Source organism: Paenibacillus sp. FSL R7-0333 (assembly GCF_038000365.1).
GTDB classification, from domain to species: Bacteria; Bacillota; Bacilli; order Paenibacillales; family Paenibacillaceae; genus Paenibacillus_AQ; species Paenibacillus_AQ silagei.
Genome location: NZ_JBBOBZ010000001.1, coordinates 4,994,680 through 5,013,842 on the forward strand (window position 1 = coordinate 4,994,680; position 19,163 = coordinate 5,013,842).

Annotated in this window: 8 protein-coding genes; all 8 read right to left on the bottom strand. The window is 53.4% G+C overall.

The genetic code is table 11. The annotated features are described in order from the left end of the window. Positions 1 to 47: 47 nt before the first annotated feature. Complete coding sequence (locus tag MKY86_RS21185; RefSeq protein WP_076084388.1) at positions 48 to 1,565, bottom strand: response regulator transcription factor; 1,518 nt, start codon at positions 1,563 to 1,565, stop codon at positions 48 to 50. Beyond that, complete coding sequence (locus MKY86_RS21190; protein WP_076084384.1) at positions 1,558 to 3,381, bottom strand: cache domain-containing sensor histidine kinase; 1,824 nt, start codon at positions 3,379 to 3,381, stop codon at positions 1,558 to 1,560. The genes MKY86_RS21185 and MKY86_RS21190 overlap by 8 nt, the downstream gene beginning before the upstream one ends. Before the next feature lie 146 nt (positions 3,382 to 3,527). Beyond that, positions 3,528 to 6,326 carry an endo-beta-N-acetylglucosaminidase gene (locus MKY86_RS21195; RefSeq protein ID WP_076084382.1) on the bottom strand — a complete coding sequence of 933 codons (2,799 nt, stop codon included), beginning with the start codon at positions 6,324 to 6,326 and terminating at the stop codon, positions 3,528 to 3,530. A 929-nt stretch (positions 6,327 to 7,255) separates the two neighbouring features. Beyond that, positions 7,256 to 8,251 (bottom strand): glycoside hydrolase family 43 protein, encoded by a 996-nt coding sequence (locus tag MKY86_RS21200; RefSeq protein WP_076084379.1) that lies wholly within the window; start codon positions 8,249 to 8,251, stop codon positions 7,256 to 7,258. Further along, positions 8,248 to 9,771: a glycoside hydrolase family 43 protein gene (locus MKY86_RS21205; RefSeq protein WP_340827430.1), complete on the bottom strand. Its 1,524-nt coding sequence runs from the start codon at positions 9,769 to 9,771 to the stop codon at positions 8,248 to 8,250. The genes MKY86_RS21200 and MKY86_RS21205 overlap by 4 nt, the downstream gene beginning before the upstream one ends. A 309-nt stretch (positions 9,772 to 10,080) precedes the next feature. Next, positions 10,081 to 16,041, bottom strand: coding sequence for an S-layer homology domain-containing protein (locus MKY86_RS21210; protein WP_076084376.1), 5,961 nt, complete (start codon positions 16,039 to 16,041; stop codon positions 10,081 to 10,083). Between the two features lie 217 nt (positions 16,042 to 16,258). Further along, entirely contained in the window at positions 16,259 to 16,978 is a 720-nt protein-coding gene (gene treR, locus MKY86_RS21215) for a trehalose operon repressor (protein ID WP_076084373.1), read from the bottom strand. 197 nt (positions 16,979 to 17,175) lie between these two features. Then, positions 17,176 to 19,158 carry a PTS system trehalose-specific EIIBC component gene (gene treP, locus MKY86_RS21220; RefSeq protein ID WP_076084370.1) on the bottom strand — a complete coding sequence of 661 codons (1,983 nt, stop codon included), beginning with the start codon at positions 19,156 to 19,158 and terminating at the stop codon, positions 17,176 to 17,178. Positions 19,159 to 19,163 lie beyond the last annotated feature (5 nt).

Genomic DNA, 19,163 nt, shown 5'->3' on the forward strand with positions numbered 1-19,163 from the left:
CTCCGTACCTAACATATAATTTCTTTTCTTTTCAAAAAGAGCCGCCTTCAAAGGAGCCCCTTGAACTCTGTCGGGGAGATCCCGACATATTTCTTGAACTGCTTGTAGAAGTATCCCATTTCCCAGTATCCCACGCTTCTTGCGATTTCATGCACCTTCAGGTTCGTCGTGCGAAGCTGTTCCTTGGCCTTATCGATCCGGTAGCGGTTCATATATTCCGCAAAGGATTCGCCGGTCGTCTTGTGAAACAGCTGTCCCAGATACACCGGATGAATGTTGAACATGAAGCCCAGCTTCTTCAGCGACAGATCCTCACTATACGATTTCGCGATATAATTCAGCACCTGATTCACCACCGGGCTCTTCAGCTCCCGGTCCAGCATCCCGATGATGCCAGCCGAGGTCTGCCGGAGCGCAGCGGACAGTGCGGGCAGCGAATTCGCCCGGCGGATCGCCGTCAAGCCATCGGCAATAGACTCACGCTCCGTTTCACTGCGGATATCCTTGATCAGCACCCGGAAGAACAGAATCCATTCCAGCGAGATCTCCTCCAGCATCGCTGGCGTTAACCCTTCCATACTCGGGGCCGCAAAATATAGCTCTAGCTGCTCCGACAGCCCGGCCACATTCTTAGACATAATGAGCTTGGCGTAATCGCTCCAGTCCTCAGGCAGGACCGATTGCAGATCCTCCTTCCGGTCCCTCAGCTGCTCATAATAGATAATGCTGCGCTCCGGGTGAATCTCCAGGAACTCCTGTGCCTGCTTCGCCTGCTCGTAGCTTGCGGGAGCGGCGTCTACCCCGTAGACAGGCGAGCCCACTGCTGCGCGCAGCTTCTCACCGCCGGTGCATAAGCCGGTAATCTCCTCCAGCATGAACGCCATCTCCGCAGCTCCGGCGGAGGCTTCTTCATAGTTATGTATCAGCACCAGATCATTGTCCGAATCCCAGAACATGAAGAACGAAGCCTCTGCCTCTGCCAGATCGGATACCCTCTTCCTGAAGGTATCCGTTGCCGGCTCTACCTGCAGCAGGGCAACCTGCACATAACGGCTTGTGAGCGGCAAGCCGATCAGATTCAGCCGTTCGGAGCGCTCCTGCGGATCAATCTGCCCCCGCAGCCAGCGCAGCAGCACATTATCCTTCAGTACGGAATTCGTATATTCCCACCACTGCATATCCAGCCTGGAGACGTTCAGCTTCTCCACAATCGTCTCCAGCGTCTGCTGGAATTCCTCCAGATTAATCGGCTTCAGCAGATAATTCTCGATCCCGAGCGCCAAGCCTTCCTTCACATACATGAATTCATCGAAGCCGCTCAGCACCACCACCTTGAGATCAGGGCGGAATTCCCGGACTGCGCGGATCAGCTCAAGGCCGGTCATCACCGGCATGGAGATATCGGTAATCAGAATATCAGCGGGAATCTCCCGCAGCTGCTCCAGCGCTTCCTGCCCGTTCTCCGCCTGCCCCACAATCGTGAGGCCCAGCTCCTCCCAGTCCAATATATCCTGCAGGCCGCTAAGAATGAACGGCTCATCATCCACAATAAACACCTTATACATCTGCGTTCTCCTCCTTCAGCGGGTATGGAAAAGTAATCGTAACCACTGTTCCGCTGCCCTCCTCACTCTCCAGCTCTACACCGTAAGACTTGCCGTACATCAGTCTCAGCCGCTCATGAATACTGCGCAGCCCGAACGACTCGGACCCGGCCAATTCGCCGTGATCCTCCAGCACCCCGCGGAGCCGGGCCAGCCGCTCCTCCGCGATTCCTTTGCCGTTATCCGTAACCACCGCGCGGATATTCTCCGGCTCTGCTGTGATCACAATACGGATCACATTATCAGTCTGACCTGTCCGCATGCCGTGCAGAACATAGTTCTCAATGACCGGCTGCAGCGACATTTTGAGCACAGGAAGCTCTTCCAGCTCTGGACTGCATTCGATGGTGTATGCGAACCTGTCCTTATAGCGGATACGGAATAATTCCAGATACAGACGGCAGGCCTCCAGCTCATCCTTGAACGTATATTTCAGCTTCGGACGGACGTACGACTTGAACAGCATGGACAGGCTGTAGATCATTTCCCCCACATCCTTTGCCCCGCTCGAAATCGCCCGCATCCGGATAACCTCTAATGTATTATACAGAAAATGCGGATTCACCCTGGCCTCCAGCGTAGCGATCTCCGTATGCTTCTGTTTGATTTCCGCCTTATAGACCTGGTCGATATACTGGTTCAGTTCATCCAGCATGCTGTTGAAGCTTTTGGCAATCTGGCCTAATTCATCTTCCTTGCCGTCCACAATCCGGGTGTTCAGATCCCCGTTCTTGACTTTGCGGGTGAAGCGGATAATGCGGTGGGTCCGTTTGGCAAAATTAGAAATGAACATCGCCGGCAGCAGCACGGCAAACAGAATACAGACGAGGGCGATGGATACAATGGTGCTCTGTGCACTACTGTAGGTCTCGGCCAACTCCTTTTTGGAGATCATACTGACTACCGTATACCCGGCCTGGCTCTGCGTCTGGCTGGTGACCACCATTCCATCCACTGTAACCTCCTCGCCGGCGTTAATCCCTTGCAGCTTCGGCAACTTCCGGCCGTACCCCTTACCCGAGGAATCGAAGATGACTTCATTCTGGGCTGAGAGCACGAGGATGTCCCCTTTGAAATCCTGCTTATAGTTATTCATGGCCTGCCAGATCGCCTCGGAGTCGAAGTAGACCAGCAGCTGGCCGATATTGAGCAGCGAGGACTTATTGTTGATGGGTATTTTCACAGAGAACATTGGGGCTGTCGGCATCCCTATACTTTTCAGCACCCAGATATTCGGAACAGAGACGACACTCTCCTCACCCAGAACCATGGAATCGGGGATGAAGGAATGCGCCGCATTGGTCGAGATTCGCTCGAACTGCCTGCGGTTGTCGTAATAATACATAACCTGCTGGTTGGCGCTGTACAGGATCAGGCCGCGGATGTCGGGATCATCGTCAATCTTGTTCTGGAAATACTGGATGGCGTTCGAGGTGGACTGTTCTCCCAGCAGAAAGCGGTCCAGCCGGTGCTCGATATAATCGCTTAAGGGATTCTCCAGCAGGAAGGTTGTATTACTGGCCAGACTCGCGTCCCGGTACACATCACGGAGCATATCCTGAACGGATTGATATTTGTTCTCCACATAATTGCTGATGCTCTCCATACTCTTGCGCTGGATATCCATCTGGCGCTGCACCGCCGAATCCGAGATTAACAGGAGCACCAGATAAGAGAAGGCGATAATGGTGGCTATGAAGATACAGGACACGATCAGCGTGAAGCGCAGGAACATATTGTCTTTAAAATACTTGCGGTACAGCGAAAGGCTTCGCATGATTCACCTCCTTCCTATTGATTAGCCTTGCAGGCACGGCTAGCCGGGATACACAAGAAGCGCTCCCCCCTGCTAATTGTGCCAGAGGGTGAGCGCTTTGTGTATGTTGTGCAGAATGGGCGGTACCTATTCCCGGTTACTTCACATTACTGGCCTCTAAGATATACAAGCTGCGATTTGTTGCCGCTGTAATCCTCCATGACCACTGTAACTACTGCTGCGGTAGAGGTGAAGCTCAGCGCGGCTTTGGTCGTGCGGCCACGGATAATCATCGGCTTCATGCCCGCAGTACCGGACAGATAGGTGACCGGGAACGACCGGTTCTGGCCGTCTTCCTTAATGTACATATACCGCCAGTCCCGGGTGCTTGGCATCGGCAGATTCAGCGTATTGCCGTTCCAGGACCAGTTCTCTGCATAAGGCTCGGACACCTTGTCGGTGAACGTTCCGTTATAGGTTATTTTATCGGTATTTCCGGCTTGAACGGTAACCGTATACTCATCACCGTTCACCGGCATATTCTGGAACAACGCTGAGGTTGCCCCCTGCGGCACGGTCAATTCCTTCGATACCGGCTGCGGCGTGGTAGTCCAGTTCACCGACTTCACTGTTACCTTGATACTGCCCTGGGCTGCGGCGGGATTCGTCCACTTCACCAGGAAGTCTCCATTCGCAGCGGATTCGGCAGTCACCTTGGATACCGAAGCATTCAGGTCGAAGGACAGCGTGGCCGGATCGCCCTCCAGCCCGTCTGCACCTACCGCCGCCACCTTCAGCACGCCGGATTTGGCCGGAAGCTTCTTGATATAGAAAGTCTCATCATACTTCCCGCCCACATAGATATCATTCACGTAGACATTGTATTGCTTCACCTTGGAGTAATCCGTGTCCATGCTCCACTTCACGATCATCTCATCCGTGCCGGACAATGCCTGTGCAATGGAAAGACCAGTAGGAGCGGATGGCTTGACCGCCGAGCCGTCATGAATCCGCAGCTGGCCGATGTTCATCTGGTAATTGGCTGGTGGAGTAGCTCCAGGGGTGAACACCAGACCGAAGGCAGCGATCTCCCGGCCTGCATACGCGCCGAGATTAAGCTCAGCCGTGGTCCAGCCTGTGGTATGCTTGCCGCTATTTGCCACAGGAACCTTCACCACTTGATTCGGGTTGTCGCGGAAGATGAGTCCTGCGCTCAGCACTGAGGTGTCGTTTGCCGACGGCTTGTTGTAAACGATGGACAGCTTGGAACCAGCTTTTACAGCAAGATCGCTCTTATAGAGACGCAGGAAGTTCTCGCTGTTCAGATTGCCGCTCACCGCCAGCGAGCTTCCGCCGTTGTAGCCGCCAATCTGCTGGTAATTCATACGCGAATTGGCAGTCTGGTCATAACCCGGACCATAATCGAAGTCCACGTTCAGGCGGTTGCCTGTAGTATCCTGCCACCATTGCCAGGTGACCGGAACATCCTGAAGGCTCATATTGGACCACTCCGCTGCGCTGGATACCGCTCCATCCTTGTAATAGGAGAGGCCGTGGCCGGTATTGAAGCTGGTATAGAAGTTGGCATCCTTCACTACCGAGCGCTCGGCAATGACCGAAGCGATCCCCGGCCAGTAGCGGTTATCGGCATACACATCGGCCACCGTATTATTGGAAGACACGGCTGTATTCTTCGGATTTACCCGTGGTCCTGACCACCATAGCTGCTCGCGCAGGTTCGTCATCCATTGGTATTTGTTATCCGTGCGGTTCGAGACCGGCCAGGACTGATTCATATCCTCATCCAGACCAGCATGGACAAAATCCGTGCCCAGTGTCGCCAGGCTGGTCCGTGGAATTCCCCCGGACAGCTTGCTGCTCAGCGCTGAGCCCTGCACGCTTTTGAAACGGTCGCGCCCGGCTTCAAGGCCGGCGAAGCCGGTCTCAAAGAGATTGTAGCTCGTCCCCTGGGCCGCATTGAAGGTATTCAAGTAATTCGCCGCCGAGGTAATCTGCGAGCTGCCCATACCGTAATCGAAGAAAAATGAATTCGATACCGGCTTATTAGCCGCTTTATCGTAGAGCATGGAGATATTATTGTTATTGAAGGTTCTGGCGAAGACATTGGCTCCCGTGGCTGTATTCAGGGAATCGTACCACTGCACATACAGCCCGCCATCCTGTAGCGCTTTCATAAAAGCAATATAATCGGGAATATCCGCTGTCGCCACATTCGGATTCTGCTCCTCCTGATTCAGGAAGTACCCGTCATACCCGAAGTATTCGGCCATTTCAATCATTTTCTCGGCTACCGGGAACTTCCCGCTCGCGTCCTTCACGATCATCTGCTTATAGGTCTGCTGCCCCCGGTCATTGTTCGAGAAGAACACTCCGGCCAGCGACATAACCCCATTCTTATGCGCGGCATCGGTATAGGTAGGATTCGGAATGTTCAGCATGCCGAACTCGAACCATTTCTGCTGCCAGTCAGACTGGGCCAGATCGTCGTAATATTCCGGCGGTGTATACGCTGTCGCTGTTCCGTGCCAGTAGGAATAATAGTCAATGTACTGCCAGAAGTTGAAGTGGTACTGGGCGAACTTGTTGGTGTACGGGGCATTCTCGATAAAAGCATTGCCATAATCGCCCGCAACATTCATCATCTGCACCGCCGGATTCAGCGCCGGATTGGCCTGAGTCTGCTGGAAAGGTGCAATCCGCTGCTGCAACGGCACCCTGGAGCGCAGCAGCGCCGCGTCCTGATCTCTCTGCGGACTCCAGTCCGCAATGTGCTGGCTGGTATAGCCGTGTACGCTGGGCTGATTCGCACCGTGTGCGCTTTCACCTTTGAACGGCCAGGTGTCTCCGGCCATGGCTGTCTGCGGCAGTAGGGTCACCAGCAGCGCTGTACCTAATACCGCTGAAGTCAGCTTACGAATTCTGTGTGTCCGGGATGTAGCTACCATTGTTCACTCTCCTCATTCTTCAGATTGATGAGAACGCATTCATAATAACCGACTTCTTAACCATCGAAATCATCACACTAACTACTCGCAACTTACTAATTAACAATAAATTCCATCATCCTCCTATTTATTGTTCATCCAAGTTTACTATATAGCAGCTCAAACCCAATTTAATAGAAGTCAAATTAAAGATTCACTAGTCAAATTAAAGGAAAAATATAGTGGTGCAGGCGCGGAAGTGTGGTGGGCGTCTGCTTAAAGAGTTATTGGGAGTTGGCTCTGGTGGTGGCTGGCTCTGCTGTCTAGTTACTCTATTGGCTGCTGGCTCTGCTGATTGCTACTCTACACCTCTTCCCCTGCGATCTGCTCATACTCCCACCCTCCAGCCTTAGTACTTGCCGGAAGCAAGTGGAGTAACGTATCTTAATTTTCCGATTTCAGACAGATGCCAGAAAACAAGTGGAAAAACAACAACTAAAATTGGCACTTTTGCTGTTATGGGAGAATTAGTAGGAATTAAGTGACGTTTTTCCAATTATTATTCTTGAACCCTCCATTCCTCGAGCAGCAAGTGGAGAAAATCCAACTGTTTCCGATATAGCCTAACCCGACCAACATCTCCTCACGCCAAAAGCACCCGCGCCTGCCCAATGTGTTCGGTTTTTCACATACATCCGGCCGAAACGCCCCTTGCCAGCACATTGTATTCGGTTTTTCGCACACATCCGACCCACTCGCACCCGCACCTGTCCAATGTGTTCGCTTTTTCGTATACATTCAGCCCGAGCGCCCCGAACCAGCACATGTGTTCGGTTTTTTCGCATACATTCGGCCCTCACGCATCCTTGCCACGCCAAAAAGCAGCCCCTCTAGGAACTGCTTCATGGTTACCTCATATGTTACTTACCTTCATTAATCTATCCGCCAGCTTACTCCGCATCCGGATAAGGATTGATACTCTGGATCGTGCCGTCGGCGTTGTACTTCAGCTCGGTGTATTTCACGCAGCGCTTGTGGTTGACGCCTTCAGAGAGGGAGCTGTCGTGATAGAACAGATACCATTTGTCTTCCACTTGCACAATGGAGTGGTGAGTCGTCCAGCCGATGACCGGAGACAGAATCTCGCCCTTGAACGTGAACGGTCCCATCGGATTCTTGCCGATCGCATACACGAGCTTATGCGTGGTTCCTGTTGAGTAGGACAGGTAGTAATCGCCGTTATATTTGTGCATCCATGGGCCTTCAAAATATCTGCGCTCCTCATCCCCGGCCAGAATCGGATTCCCGTCTTCATCGACAATCGAGATCTCGGCAGGCTTGCCCTGGAAGGACAGCATATCGTCGCTAAGCAGCGCAACTTGCGGTCCAAGCGCCGGCTGGTCGGCAGCCGGTCCTTCCGCATCCGGCACGAAGCTGCCGGTCTGCCACTTCTCCAGCTGGCCGCCCCAGAGTCCGCCGAAGTAGATATACGCCTGGTTGTCGTCATCTACCAGCACGGCCGGGTCAATACTGAAGCTGCCTTCCATATAATTCGGCTGCGGGGAGAACGGGCCTGCGGGAGACTCCGACGTTGCCACACCAAGACGGAAGATGCCGTCATGGTCGCGGGCCGGGAAGAACAGATAGTAGGTGTTGTTCTTATATGCGGCATCTGGAGCCCAGAGCTGCTTGGAGGCCCATGGAATATCTCTCACATGCAGCGCTTCGCCGTGATCGACCACCGGAGAATTGAAGCTGTCCATCGAGAGAACATGGTAATCTTCCATTTTATACTGGTCACCGTTATCATTGCTCGGCTCGTCATGATCCAGATCGTGGGAAGGATAGATATAGATTTTGCCTTCATAGACATGGGCGGACGGATCCGCTGTATAGATGTGAGTTACGATCGGTTGATTAGGCTTAGGTGGTTGTTGCTGATTCATAAGGCATCTCCTTTGATATTGGAATAATAGAATCCTTCATAGTAAGCAGGGCTGGCATTCTCTGTACCGTTGCCCGAGGCATGTACGCCGAGGCAGACACCGGTGAAGCCGCCGTTGACCTCCGGGCACAGGACCGATACATGAACCGTCTCCGGGACTTCATGCCAGGACACCCCATCTGCCGAATAGGAGCAGTGGTAGTGATAGCCGTCGCAGCGGAGGCGAAGCTGAACGGCACCTTCACCGCTTACCTCATACTGGTGAACCTGCCGCTCCTCGCCGTTCTTCACTACAAGCTCCATCACCCGGCGGCCGCTGCGGCAAGTAAGTCCCCAGAAAAGATATCCGCGGTTGTTAAGCCGCGCAGCCAGTCCGGCATGCTCGCCTTCGGTCACCGGCGTGAAGTCAAGGCTGACGCCTGTCTCCATCCGGTGGTGCTGCTGGCGGAGGCACGCGAACACGGCGGGCGCTTCATCGTCCAGCGTGTAGGCATTCCCGCGCACGGTCAGACTGCCTTCGCGCTCGGTCCAGGAATACCGTTCCGCTTCATAAGCGCGGAGGAAGGCCCACTCCGGCCCGAAGCCGTCCTCTGGCGTAAAGCGCCGCACCTGTTCCTCCAGGCTGGACTCGTCCGCGGCTATGACGGTGCCTTCATTATTGTCAATCATCGGCCAGCCGTCCTCCGTCCAGGTGACCGGAGCCAGGAAGGTCTCCCGGCCCAGCGGGGAATACCGGCCTTCCACCGGGCGCATGCCCAGGAAGACGGCCCACCACTGCCCGGACGTATCCTCCACCAGATCGGCATGTCCAAGGCATTGTACCGGGTGGTCCTTCAGTCCCCGGTGGGTCAGGATCGGCTCCGGCTTGTCCTCGAACGGGCCGTAAGGGCTGCTGCTGCGGGCAATAATCTCCCGGTGATCGCCCGCCGTGCCGCCGGAGGCGGTCATCAGGTAGTAGACTCCCTTGATCTTGTACAGATGCGGGCCTTCGACCCACGGGCCGTCATCGCCGCTCCAGATGTTAACCGGCTCCGACAGCACTTCCCCGGACAGCGGATCAATCTCATACTGGATAATGTGCGACTCATAGCCTGCACCGTTCTGCACCGTAACATAGGTGCGCCCGTCATCATCGAAGAACAGGGACGGATCAATGCCCCCGTGCGGCAGCAGAATCGGATCAGACCAGGGCCCCTCAGGCTTGTCCGCAGTCACATAGAAATTGCCGATGCCTCTGACATCTGTAGTAATCATGTAGAATCGCCCGTCATGATAACGGATGGTGGCGGCGTAGATGCCTGACGAGCTCTTGGTGGTCCGCAGATCCAGCTGGGACTGGCGGGTCAGCACATGCCCTATCGGGGTCCACTCGATCAGGTCCCTGCTGTGGAAGATAGGCACACCCGGAAAATATTCAAAGGTGCTGTTAATCAGATAGAAATCTTCATTCACACGGACCACACTGGGGTCCGGATAATACCCGGCAATAACGGGATTCCGCACATTCATGGATTGCATCATACCCTCCTCTGGAATGAAAGCAAGCGTTTACAATCGCTAGTGTTATTGTACAAGCCCGAATTGAACTTTCCTATGCGCAGACTAAAGAACTTCCCCCGAAAAAATGTGCAATTTCCGCCTACAACCGATTGTACTGGAAAAACACACCGGTTGCTCGCCATTTTGCTTGAGTTAATGGTCATTTTTTGCGGAGTTTAACGGCTACCCTGTAGTGGTCTCAAAAGTTAACAAAAAGCCGTCCCCCAACCATAATCTGGCTTGAGGGACGACCCTGATCTTGCTTATACAATGGTTATGTGATGCTTATACTTACGGATTAATCAAATTCGATTGAATCAGCAATCTGCGGATCGCCGCCGATGCCTCGGCGCGGGTAATATTCTCGTTCGGCGCAAGACGCTGTTCGTCTCTGCCCAGAATAATACCAGCTGCCAGATTCTGCTTCACATTAGCAACCGCCCAGCCCGCTACCGAAGCGGAATCGGCGAAGGACTTCAGCAGTTGCTGAGTCTGCTCTTCGCTGCGCGAAGACTTCAGTTCTGTGATGCTCAAGGCTCTGCTGACAATTGCCATGGCTTCCTGTCTGGAGATATTGTTGTCCGGTCTGAAGGTTCCGTCCGGATAACCGGTGATCAGGCCGTTCTCGATGGCAACCTGAAGCTCCAGCCCGTACCATCCGCCTGCGGAGACATCGCTGAACGTAACAGGCTGCTCCCCATGGGTGACAATGCCGAGCGCTCTTGCCAGCATGGCAGTGAATTCAGCCCGTGTGATCGCCCGCTGCGGTTCAAAGACCGCTTCCTTCGTGCCGCTTACCACCAGTCTTGAGCCCATGTCATTGACATCCGGCTTACCCCAGTGCTTCGCTACATCCGGGAATTCCAGCGGATTCCAGATTAAGCCGAATTCTCCGCTCTCCAGGCTGTTGATCGTAGCGTAGTAACGTCCGTCTTTAACGGTTACATATGTCGGCTGATGATAGATTGCACCATCCCGGTATAATACGCCAGTGGTAATCTTCATATCTGCCGGTACTTCAAGCGTGTACTTCGCCCAGCCGTGGCTGGTTACCTGTACCGTCTGTCCCTGATACTTCGCCTTAATAGAGAAGTTCACCAGAGTGTTACCAGGCTGTACCTTCTGCTTCGCGGCCGCAAGCTTGAAGGCTTCCAGGCTGTCAGAAGAGGATGCTGTCAGCTCAGCTGTGATGACAATGCCACCCAGATTGTCATTCTTCAGTCCAAACTGCTTGCTGAGCGCTGCCAGATCGATAGCAGCTGCGTCAAGCTTAACCGTGCCCAGCTTCGACTCGATCACAATTTCACTGCCCTTATTCTGCAATTCCTTCACTTGATCTGCGGTCAGTTCTACACTGGCCGAAGGAACTGTCTCGCCTTTTACCCCAGGGACAGTTACAGGTGCAGTTGTAGGTGCGGGTTCAGTTTCTTTAACAGGCTCCGCAGCCTTATCTGTAATCCGTACAATCTGGAAGGTACTGAATTTGTTAATCTGAATCTCCAGCGCTACAGGCTCGCCGCTCCGATTATACACAATTTCTGGAGTGTAGATTGTAATCTCGCCATCGCTGTGTTCAACGTACACCCGCAAGCTGTCCAGGAAGGCGTCGCGCACCCCGGAGCTTTGCAGCGGAATCTGATCCGCGAACTCGGACAACGGGAGCTGAATCATAGTATTGATCTTGCTGTAGTTCGTCTCAATCTCGCGAGGCGAACCCAGATTCTGAAGCGTCTTGTCACTGGCCAGTGCCAGCTTGGAAGAACCGTTCAGGATCGCGTTGCTCTGGACGTTCGCTTTCGCCTGCGGGTTCTTCACCGGTACAATCCGGAAATACAGGTCGGTAGCACTCGCATCAAGCTGTGCCAGGCTGGCTGCATCCAGATGGATCGAGCCGAGTGCAGTTACAATATCCAGTGAAGCCTTGCGCCCGGCAAGAATCGAAACGGCCGTTGATGGAATTTCAACTGCAATCTCATCCGCGCGCGCAGCCGGATCATCCACATGGGTGATGGTTACACTCCGGTTGGCTGCATCCGGGTCATTCGGGTTCACGCCTTCCACAAGGTTATATACTTCGTTCTCATCAATTACGATGGTGTCAATCTTCGTTCCGTTTGACAGGTTCGTTCTAAGAATCGTCACGCCCTGCTCCAGCGGCTTGCCGTCATTAGGGGTAGACAGTCCGGCTTGTCTGGACGTTGCTTCACGAACGGCACCTTCCTTGACTACGCCCTTCGCCTTCACAATCAGCAGGTATTGCTTCACTGCACTCTTACCGTTCCGGGTGAAGGTAGCGGTCAGAATGACATTCGTATCCTGGGCCGGAGGTGTTACATTGCCCTTGGCCTCGTCCGCATCCTGCTGGACGGCAATCACCGAAGGCAGGCTTGAGGTCCAGGTAATCTTAGTGTCGTATTTGCCAGTCTGAAGCAATACAAAGGCTTCAGTGACACTCTCCCAGGTATCTCCCTCAGCGAACGTTGCCGCAGGATGGATTCCTGTAGTTCTGGCCGCTTCCTCTGCCGCTTCCTGATCACTGAGTTTTTTGATAACAATTGTAAAAGTCTTCGCCAGAGTCCCGCCCGGATGGTCCGGGTCTGCGAGCTGTACAGTAAGCTCTACCGTAACATCCTCTTCATCCGGCCCCGGTCGCTTAACCCGTCCGGTATTCGTCAGAATATCCGGCTTGTTCGAAGTCCAGGTCAGCACAGATCCGGTCTCTCCTGTCTTAGGCAGGAACAGATTCCGGGTCACCGACTCCTCTGAATCTCCAGGAGCATAACCGATCTTGATATTCACCTCATCCTGAGGAAGATCGACCGTGGCCGTTCCTTTGACCGTAATGTAGAAGTCATGCTCCCGGAAAAAGCCTTCCTTGGCAACGCGTGCCGTCAGCCGTACTACTGTATCCTTCAGCGGACGCTGCACTTCACCTGTGTTGCTGACAATATCGCCGCGATGGCTTGTCCATACAACCTCGGAATCATAGTAGCCCTTGGAGATCAGCTCAACGTCTTGCGTTACGCTCTTGGCTGTATCCTGTCCTTTGTAGCCGATTCTCAGCAGCTTCATAGCTTCATCTAGCTGATCGTCGATGCTCTGACGCTTAGCCTTAACAGTTACTATGAATTCTTTCTGATAGGTCACACTGCCTTTGGTCACTGTTGCTGTCAGGGTAACCTTCTGGTCTCCATCTGCATAAGCAGGGCGCTTCACGCCACCATCCGGAGTAATCACCGAATCCTGGGAGGAGGTCCAGGTGATCATGCTGCCGCTGGTGCCTTCGGTAATCAAGTCAAGATCCGTCAGGACCTGCTCCTGCTCCTCGTTATCTTCCCGAATCATGTCCCAGTCCAGCTTGGCCAAGGTCTCATTTACAGATTCTTCATCTGTCATTGGACGCTTGATGACCGTAAGCACGAATTCTTTGGTCAGCACGCTGTCTCCCTTACGGATGACCGCTGTTAAGGTTACCGGCTTGTCCCCCTTTGAAAAGGAAGGTGGTGTTACCGTTCCGTCAGTGGCAATCACCTCTTCATCGGAAGAGGTCCAGGTGATCGTGCTGCCATTCGTCCCATTCTTCGGCAAATACACCGCAGAGGTTACGGATTCCTGCTTCACATTCTCCTCGCGGATCGTATTCCAGGTAAGCAGGTAAGTATCTTCGGTTACCGATTGTTTGTCGGTGCCGGCCTGCTTTTTGACAATCAGCTCGAAGGTCTTCGTTAGCTCGGATGCCCCATTCTTCAGCACCGCTGTCAATGTAACCGGCTGATCGCCTGTATTGAACGGCGGTCTTGTCACCGTCCCGTCTGTGGCAACGACCGTTCCATTGGTGGAGGTCCAGGTAATCGTGCTACCGTTAGCTCCTTTTAGAGGTAAATCTAGTCCGCTCAGCACAGAGCTCTGCAGGGCATTGTCCTTACGGATCAACTCCCAGGTTAAGGCTTCCATATCGCGTTTCACCAACGCATCAGCACCCGGTAACTGCAGATCAACGTTATTGGAGGTCACAGGCTTAACCCCGTCTACAATAATAGAAGGATCTACCGTGACTGAAGCAAAAGCAGATGCCTCGTATTTTCCAGCCGCCTGACCGGTGAAATGAATCTCAAGTACCGTGCCGCTAATTCGCACCACGCTGAAGCTTAAGCCTTCAGGCATATTATTAACACTTACACCGCCTTCGACCTCTTCTGTAAATACGCCGTTACGCAGGGTCACCGTCAGCGTCTCTGCCGCTGAGCCGTCACCCGCATCGTGGATTACATCAGGAGACGCGGCAATCACTGCCGGAGGAGAGCAGAACAGAATAGCGAAGGTTCCTGACGGAATGCCTGCTAGCGTAACCGCTGCCCGGTTCACACTGTCAGCAGTCTTATGGCTGGCAGCCTGGCCGGTAATGGCCACCGTAATCTGGTTCGGAGAATCCACGGTAATCTTGCCTGGCGTAAGGCCCGGCGGCCAATTCACCGCTTCGATGGCATCCATAACCGACTCATCGAAAGAACCGTTCTTCAGTTCAAGAACAAGCACATCCCCGATCGTGCCATCATTCAGATCCGATTCATAGAGCTGCGGTGTCTTGACCACCAAATAAGGCTCTTTGTCCATGAAATCGAATTTGAAGGTGTTCGTGCTTATATCCGCCGGACTTCCTTCAAGCTTCCCGGAAGCCACAGTCACGTATGCACCGTAGACATCGCTGGTCACCGTAGCTGCACCGGTGAACTGAAGCGTGAGCTCTGTGTCGGATACTCTTGTCACGCTAGTGCCAAGACCGGCTGGCAGACCATGCACCTGCACATCGGCTGCATCAATCGTTTCATTGAATTTGCCGCCAGTAATCGTCACGCCAAGCGTCTCAGTGATTTCACCCGAGCCATAGACCGCTTCGGATACAATCCCTTTATTCAGGCTAAGCGCCGCAGGATCTCTGAACGTTACACTGAAGGTCTTGGTCGTCAGACCGGAGGAGATCCCCAGCAGATTCTCCTTATCGACCGTAACGGACAGGTTCTTCGTTGTCGCATCCTTGCCGTGATCAACCGCCGCACCAGTCAGTGTGAAGTTAAGCTCCGTATCACTCAGCCGGGTTACTGCGAAATCAAGTCCTTCCGGCAGATTGTTGATACGGATATGGCTTGGATCAATAGAATCAGCAAGGGTCGCACCGACTATATTCACCTTCTGGTTGCCGGTAACCGTTCCATCATTCGCCTTGGCTTCCACCAGCTCGTTGCTGGCGCCTTCATCCAGCTCAATGTCAGAGATGACTTCACTGAAATCCCTCTCATCGAGACTCGTGTAATAGGTGAATTTCTTGCTTGCGTTCGGAGCCAGCGTACCAGAATCCCAGGTCATGGTAATCCCTGCATCAGCCTTGACTTCCACGTTCTTCGCTTTCGGACTGTTGTAAGCTTCCAGCGCATAAGGGTTAGTATTGGTAAACCCGAAGACGGAAGCCTTCGCCCGTGGATCACTGGAATAGAAGAAGATTGGGGCTCTTGAATTAAAGGCCTTGTACAGCGGATCATTATCAGCAATAGTACTCGCCTTCACGACTGCAGCGCGATCTTCCTCAATGGTGTGGGTCACAATATTAGAGGTGACATATGCCCCTCCTTGATCCACCGTATTATCCGGGTCCATTGAGCGCATATACCGCGCCCCGTCCCAATTCTTATCTGTAAGATTGGTAATAGTCACATCATTGCGGTAGAATTTCTGGTTCTCCCCAAAGCTGATCACCTGCTTAATCTCCATAGTGTCAGTCCATGTGGATACCGTAGTCGCACTCAGAATTCCTTTATCCGTCTGCGAGGTATTTACAACGGTGGTCGGCATATCCATCGAGTGCATCTGCGCTGAATTGGACTTCGCATATGTATTTCCGCCGATCTGGTATCCTACCGCGAACCGTTCTTCAGGGGTACCCGGCAAATAATAATCGACTGGCAGATCTTTGCCTGTTCCATATCCGTCATGATCCGCACTCATTCCCAGATAAGGTCTGGAATTCGTTCCACGGAAATTAGCGGGCTTACTGCCCATCGTACCGAAATTCCCCCAGTTGCTTATCCCCAGTTCAATGAATTTCCCTCCCAGGAAAAGCTCTGTTCCGCCTTCCCCGCCATAGGCAGCCCTTGCTCCCCAATCTGCTGAATCTGCATGTACAGCCAGGGGCGCTGGGAACATAGACAGGATCATTGTGGGCACCATTAGCAGTGCGAGCAGCTTCTTACGCTTCATTGTCTCACTCCATTCTTCATCATTGAAATGCAAGCCTATCCCTAATAAAAGCAAATCATTCTCACAAAATTCTCACAAATGATCGAAAAATGTCGTTAATTTGCGCAAAAAGCAAAAAAAGAAGCAGAGCGCACGATTATACGTGAACGCCCTGCTTTATGATGCTTCATATTCAGCTATTTCAGGAATGCTCCTTCGCCAGCCTGTGCCTAACCGTTTACCGCCTAACCCTTCTGGCAAAATCCACAAATTGAAATTTGTCCAGCCGGTGCCGGGATTCCGTATATTGAAACAGCACCGTATTCTCCAGATACACATAGTTCCGCACTACGACGATATGCAGGTATTGCTTCAGGTCCAGCAGGCGCTGATCCTCCCCGGTCGAGGGCTCAACGGAAATCAGCTTTTTGGCATAGCTGATTTTAAGACCCAGCTCAGACTCCAGATATTCATAAATAGAGCCTTCTGCAATCTCCTTGCTCAGAAATGGGACGATATCTGAGCGGAAATAGTCCTTGTCCAGAATAATCCGTTCGGCTTCAATCTCTCTGGCGCGAATGACCTTCCATACCGGCGTCTCTTCAGTAATGTGCAGTTGCCGGGCCAGCAGAGAGCCTGCCGGCTCCAGGACCGTCTCCTCTACCAGTGTCCGCGAGGGAACCCCGAGTGTCCCGGACATTTCCTGAAATGAAATTAGTCCGGTCACCGGGAAATCCAGCCGGGTCATATCCAGCACGAACGAGCCTTTGCCTTTGATCTTGTTAATATAGCCCTCACGGAACAAGAGATTCAGCGCCTTGCGCACCGTCTCCCGCGAAGTCTGGTAAGCCTCCGCCAGCTCACTCTCCGAGGGCAGCTTGGTTCCGGGCGCAAGCTGGCCGGAATGAATACGGTTGCTATATTCCGTATAAATCTGCAAAAATATATTCTCTCTCATCGATCATCACCGCCCTATATTGTAACATGCCCTCACTTCATCCGTGTATGAACAAAACTGCCTTAACAGGCGAATTCAGGGCACTTGTGCACCTCTTGTGCCCGTCCTGATTTCCTGTATATCTATATAAAAACAGCCCCGCAGGGCTGTCTGACTATCCTTATAAGTCTTGCTTAGTCCTGCCTGATCCGCTCAGATCAACCCTTCAGATGAACCGTCAGAATACTTGTCTGCTTCGCCGTTGCCGGTCCGGTCTTCTCCTCAATCCGCTCCACCATATCCTGCCCTGCGGGGATAATGATTGGAGTGATTAATGGATATCCTGCGGCGCGGATGGCCTCCATATCGAATTCCAGCAGAAGCTCGCCAGCCTGCACCTTGTCGCCGATTTCCTTGCGCGCCGTGAACCCGCTGCCCTTGAGCGACACGGTGTTGATCCCGACATGGATCAGCACCTGGACTCCGCTGGCATGCTCCAGAATCAGCGCATGCTTGCTCTTAATCACATGGGCCACTGTAGCATCGAAGGGAGCGTAGACCTTGCCTTCGGAAGGTTCAATGGCAATCCCTTCCCCCATCTGCTTCTCGGCAAAAGCGGGATCAGGAACCTGCTCCAGCGGCACCGCCGTTCCGTTGAGCGGCGAGGCCAGCTCCAGAATATTCACCGGCTCCTGCGAGCCTTGGACGGAGCTGCGGCTGCTTAGCTCTTTGCTTGTATCTGATGGACTGGATACTGCCGCGCTTGCTCCAGCAGCATCTGATTTGTTCGCCGCCCGCTGCACGACTGCCCGGCCATACAGCACCGTGGCAACAAACGGCACAATCAGTACAATCGCCATCCCGACGAAGAATACGCCCCACTGGTTGGGGAAGATCGACAGGAAGCCGGGTACTCCCCCTACGCCAATGGAAGTGGCGCGGACTTGATTAACGGTCAGCAGCACTCCGGCCATCGCGGAGCCGATCATCCCGAAGATGAAAGGGTAACGGTAGCGGATATTTACCCCGAAGATCGCCGGCTCGGTGACTCCGAGGAACGCCGAGACGGAAGAGGTGACGGCCAGACCTTTGGCCTTCTGCTCTTTGACCACGAATATCATGGCAAGAGCTGCGGCACCCTGGGCAATGTTGGAGAGGGCTAGCATCGGCCACAGGAACGTCCCTCCTTCGCTGCCGATCAGCTGAACGTCCACGGCCAGGAAGGTGTGATGCATTCCCGTAATAACCAGCAGCGAATAGAATCCGCCGTAGATCAAGCCGCCAAGGATGGCGAAATGATCGAAAACATAGATCAGCCCGGAGGTAATGGCATTCGCAATGCCGAACGTAACCGGTCCGATGATGGTGAAGGCCAGGAACCCTGTAATCAGCAGTGTCACTGGTGCGACCACGAGCAATTTGATCGAATCATGGACCCGCTTATCCAGGAATTTCTCAATACTGGCCAGAATATAGGCCGATACCAGGACCGGCAGGACCTGCCCCTGATAACCGATCCGCTCCAGATGCCAGCCGAACAGGTTCCAGGTAGGAACGGTCCCTTCCGTAGAAGCATTTGCATAGCTGTAGGCACTTAACAAATCCGGATGAACCAGAATTAGCCCTAATACAATCCCGAGCAGCGGACTGCCCCCGAAGCGGGTCACTGCAGCCCAGCCGATCAGAGCCGGCAAGAAGGTAAACGCCGTGCTGGCAATCGTATTAATAATGGCAGCAATATCCTTCCACTGCGGATAGACATCCACCAGCGATTGGCTGAAGAAGATGCCCGGCCCCGTCAGGAGATTGTTGATCCCGAGCAGCAGACCCGCTGTAACGATGGCCGGAAGAATAGGGATGAAGATATCCGCCAGCGTCTTGATTGCCCGCTGCAGCGGGTTCTGCTTGCGGGCAGCAGCTGACTTCACCTCATCCTTGGAGGAGCGGGAGCCGCCGGTCAGTTGAATCATCTCGTCATATACTTTATCTACCGTGCCCGGACCGATAACAATCTGGAATTGTCCCTGGGAAGAGAATTGTCCTTTCACAAGGTCATTTGCGTCCAGCGCCGCCGAATCCACCTTGCTCTCATCATAGAGCGAGAATCTTAGCCGGGTCACACAATGCGTCGCAACCTCAATATTCTCCTTGCCTCCCACCGCCCGGACAATAGCTTCAACATTTTTGCGGTCTATAGCCATATTGT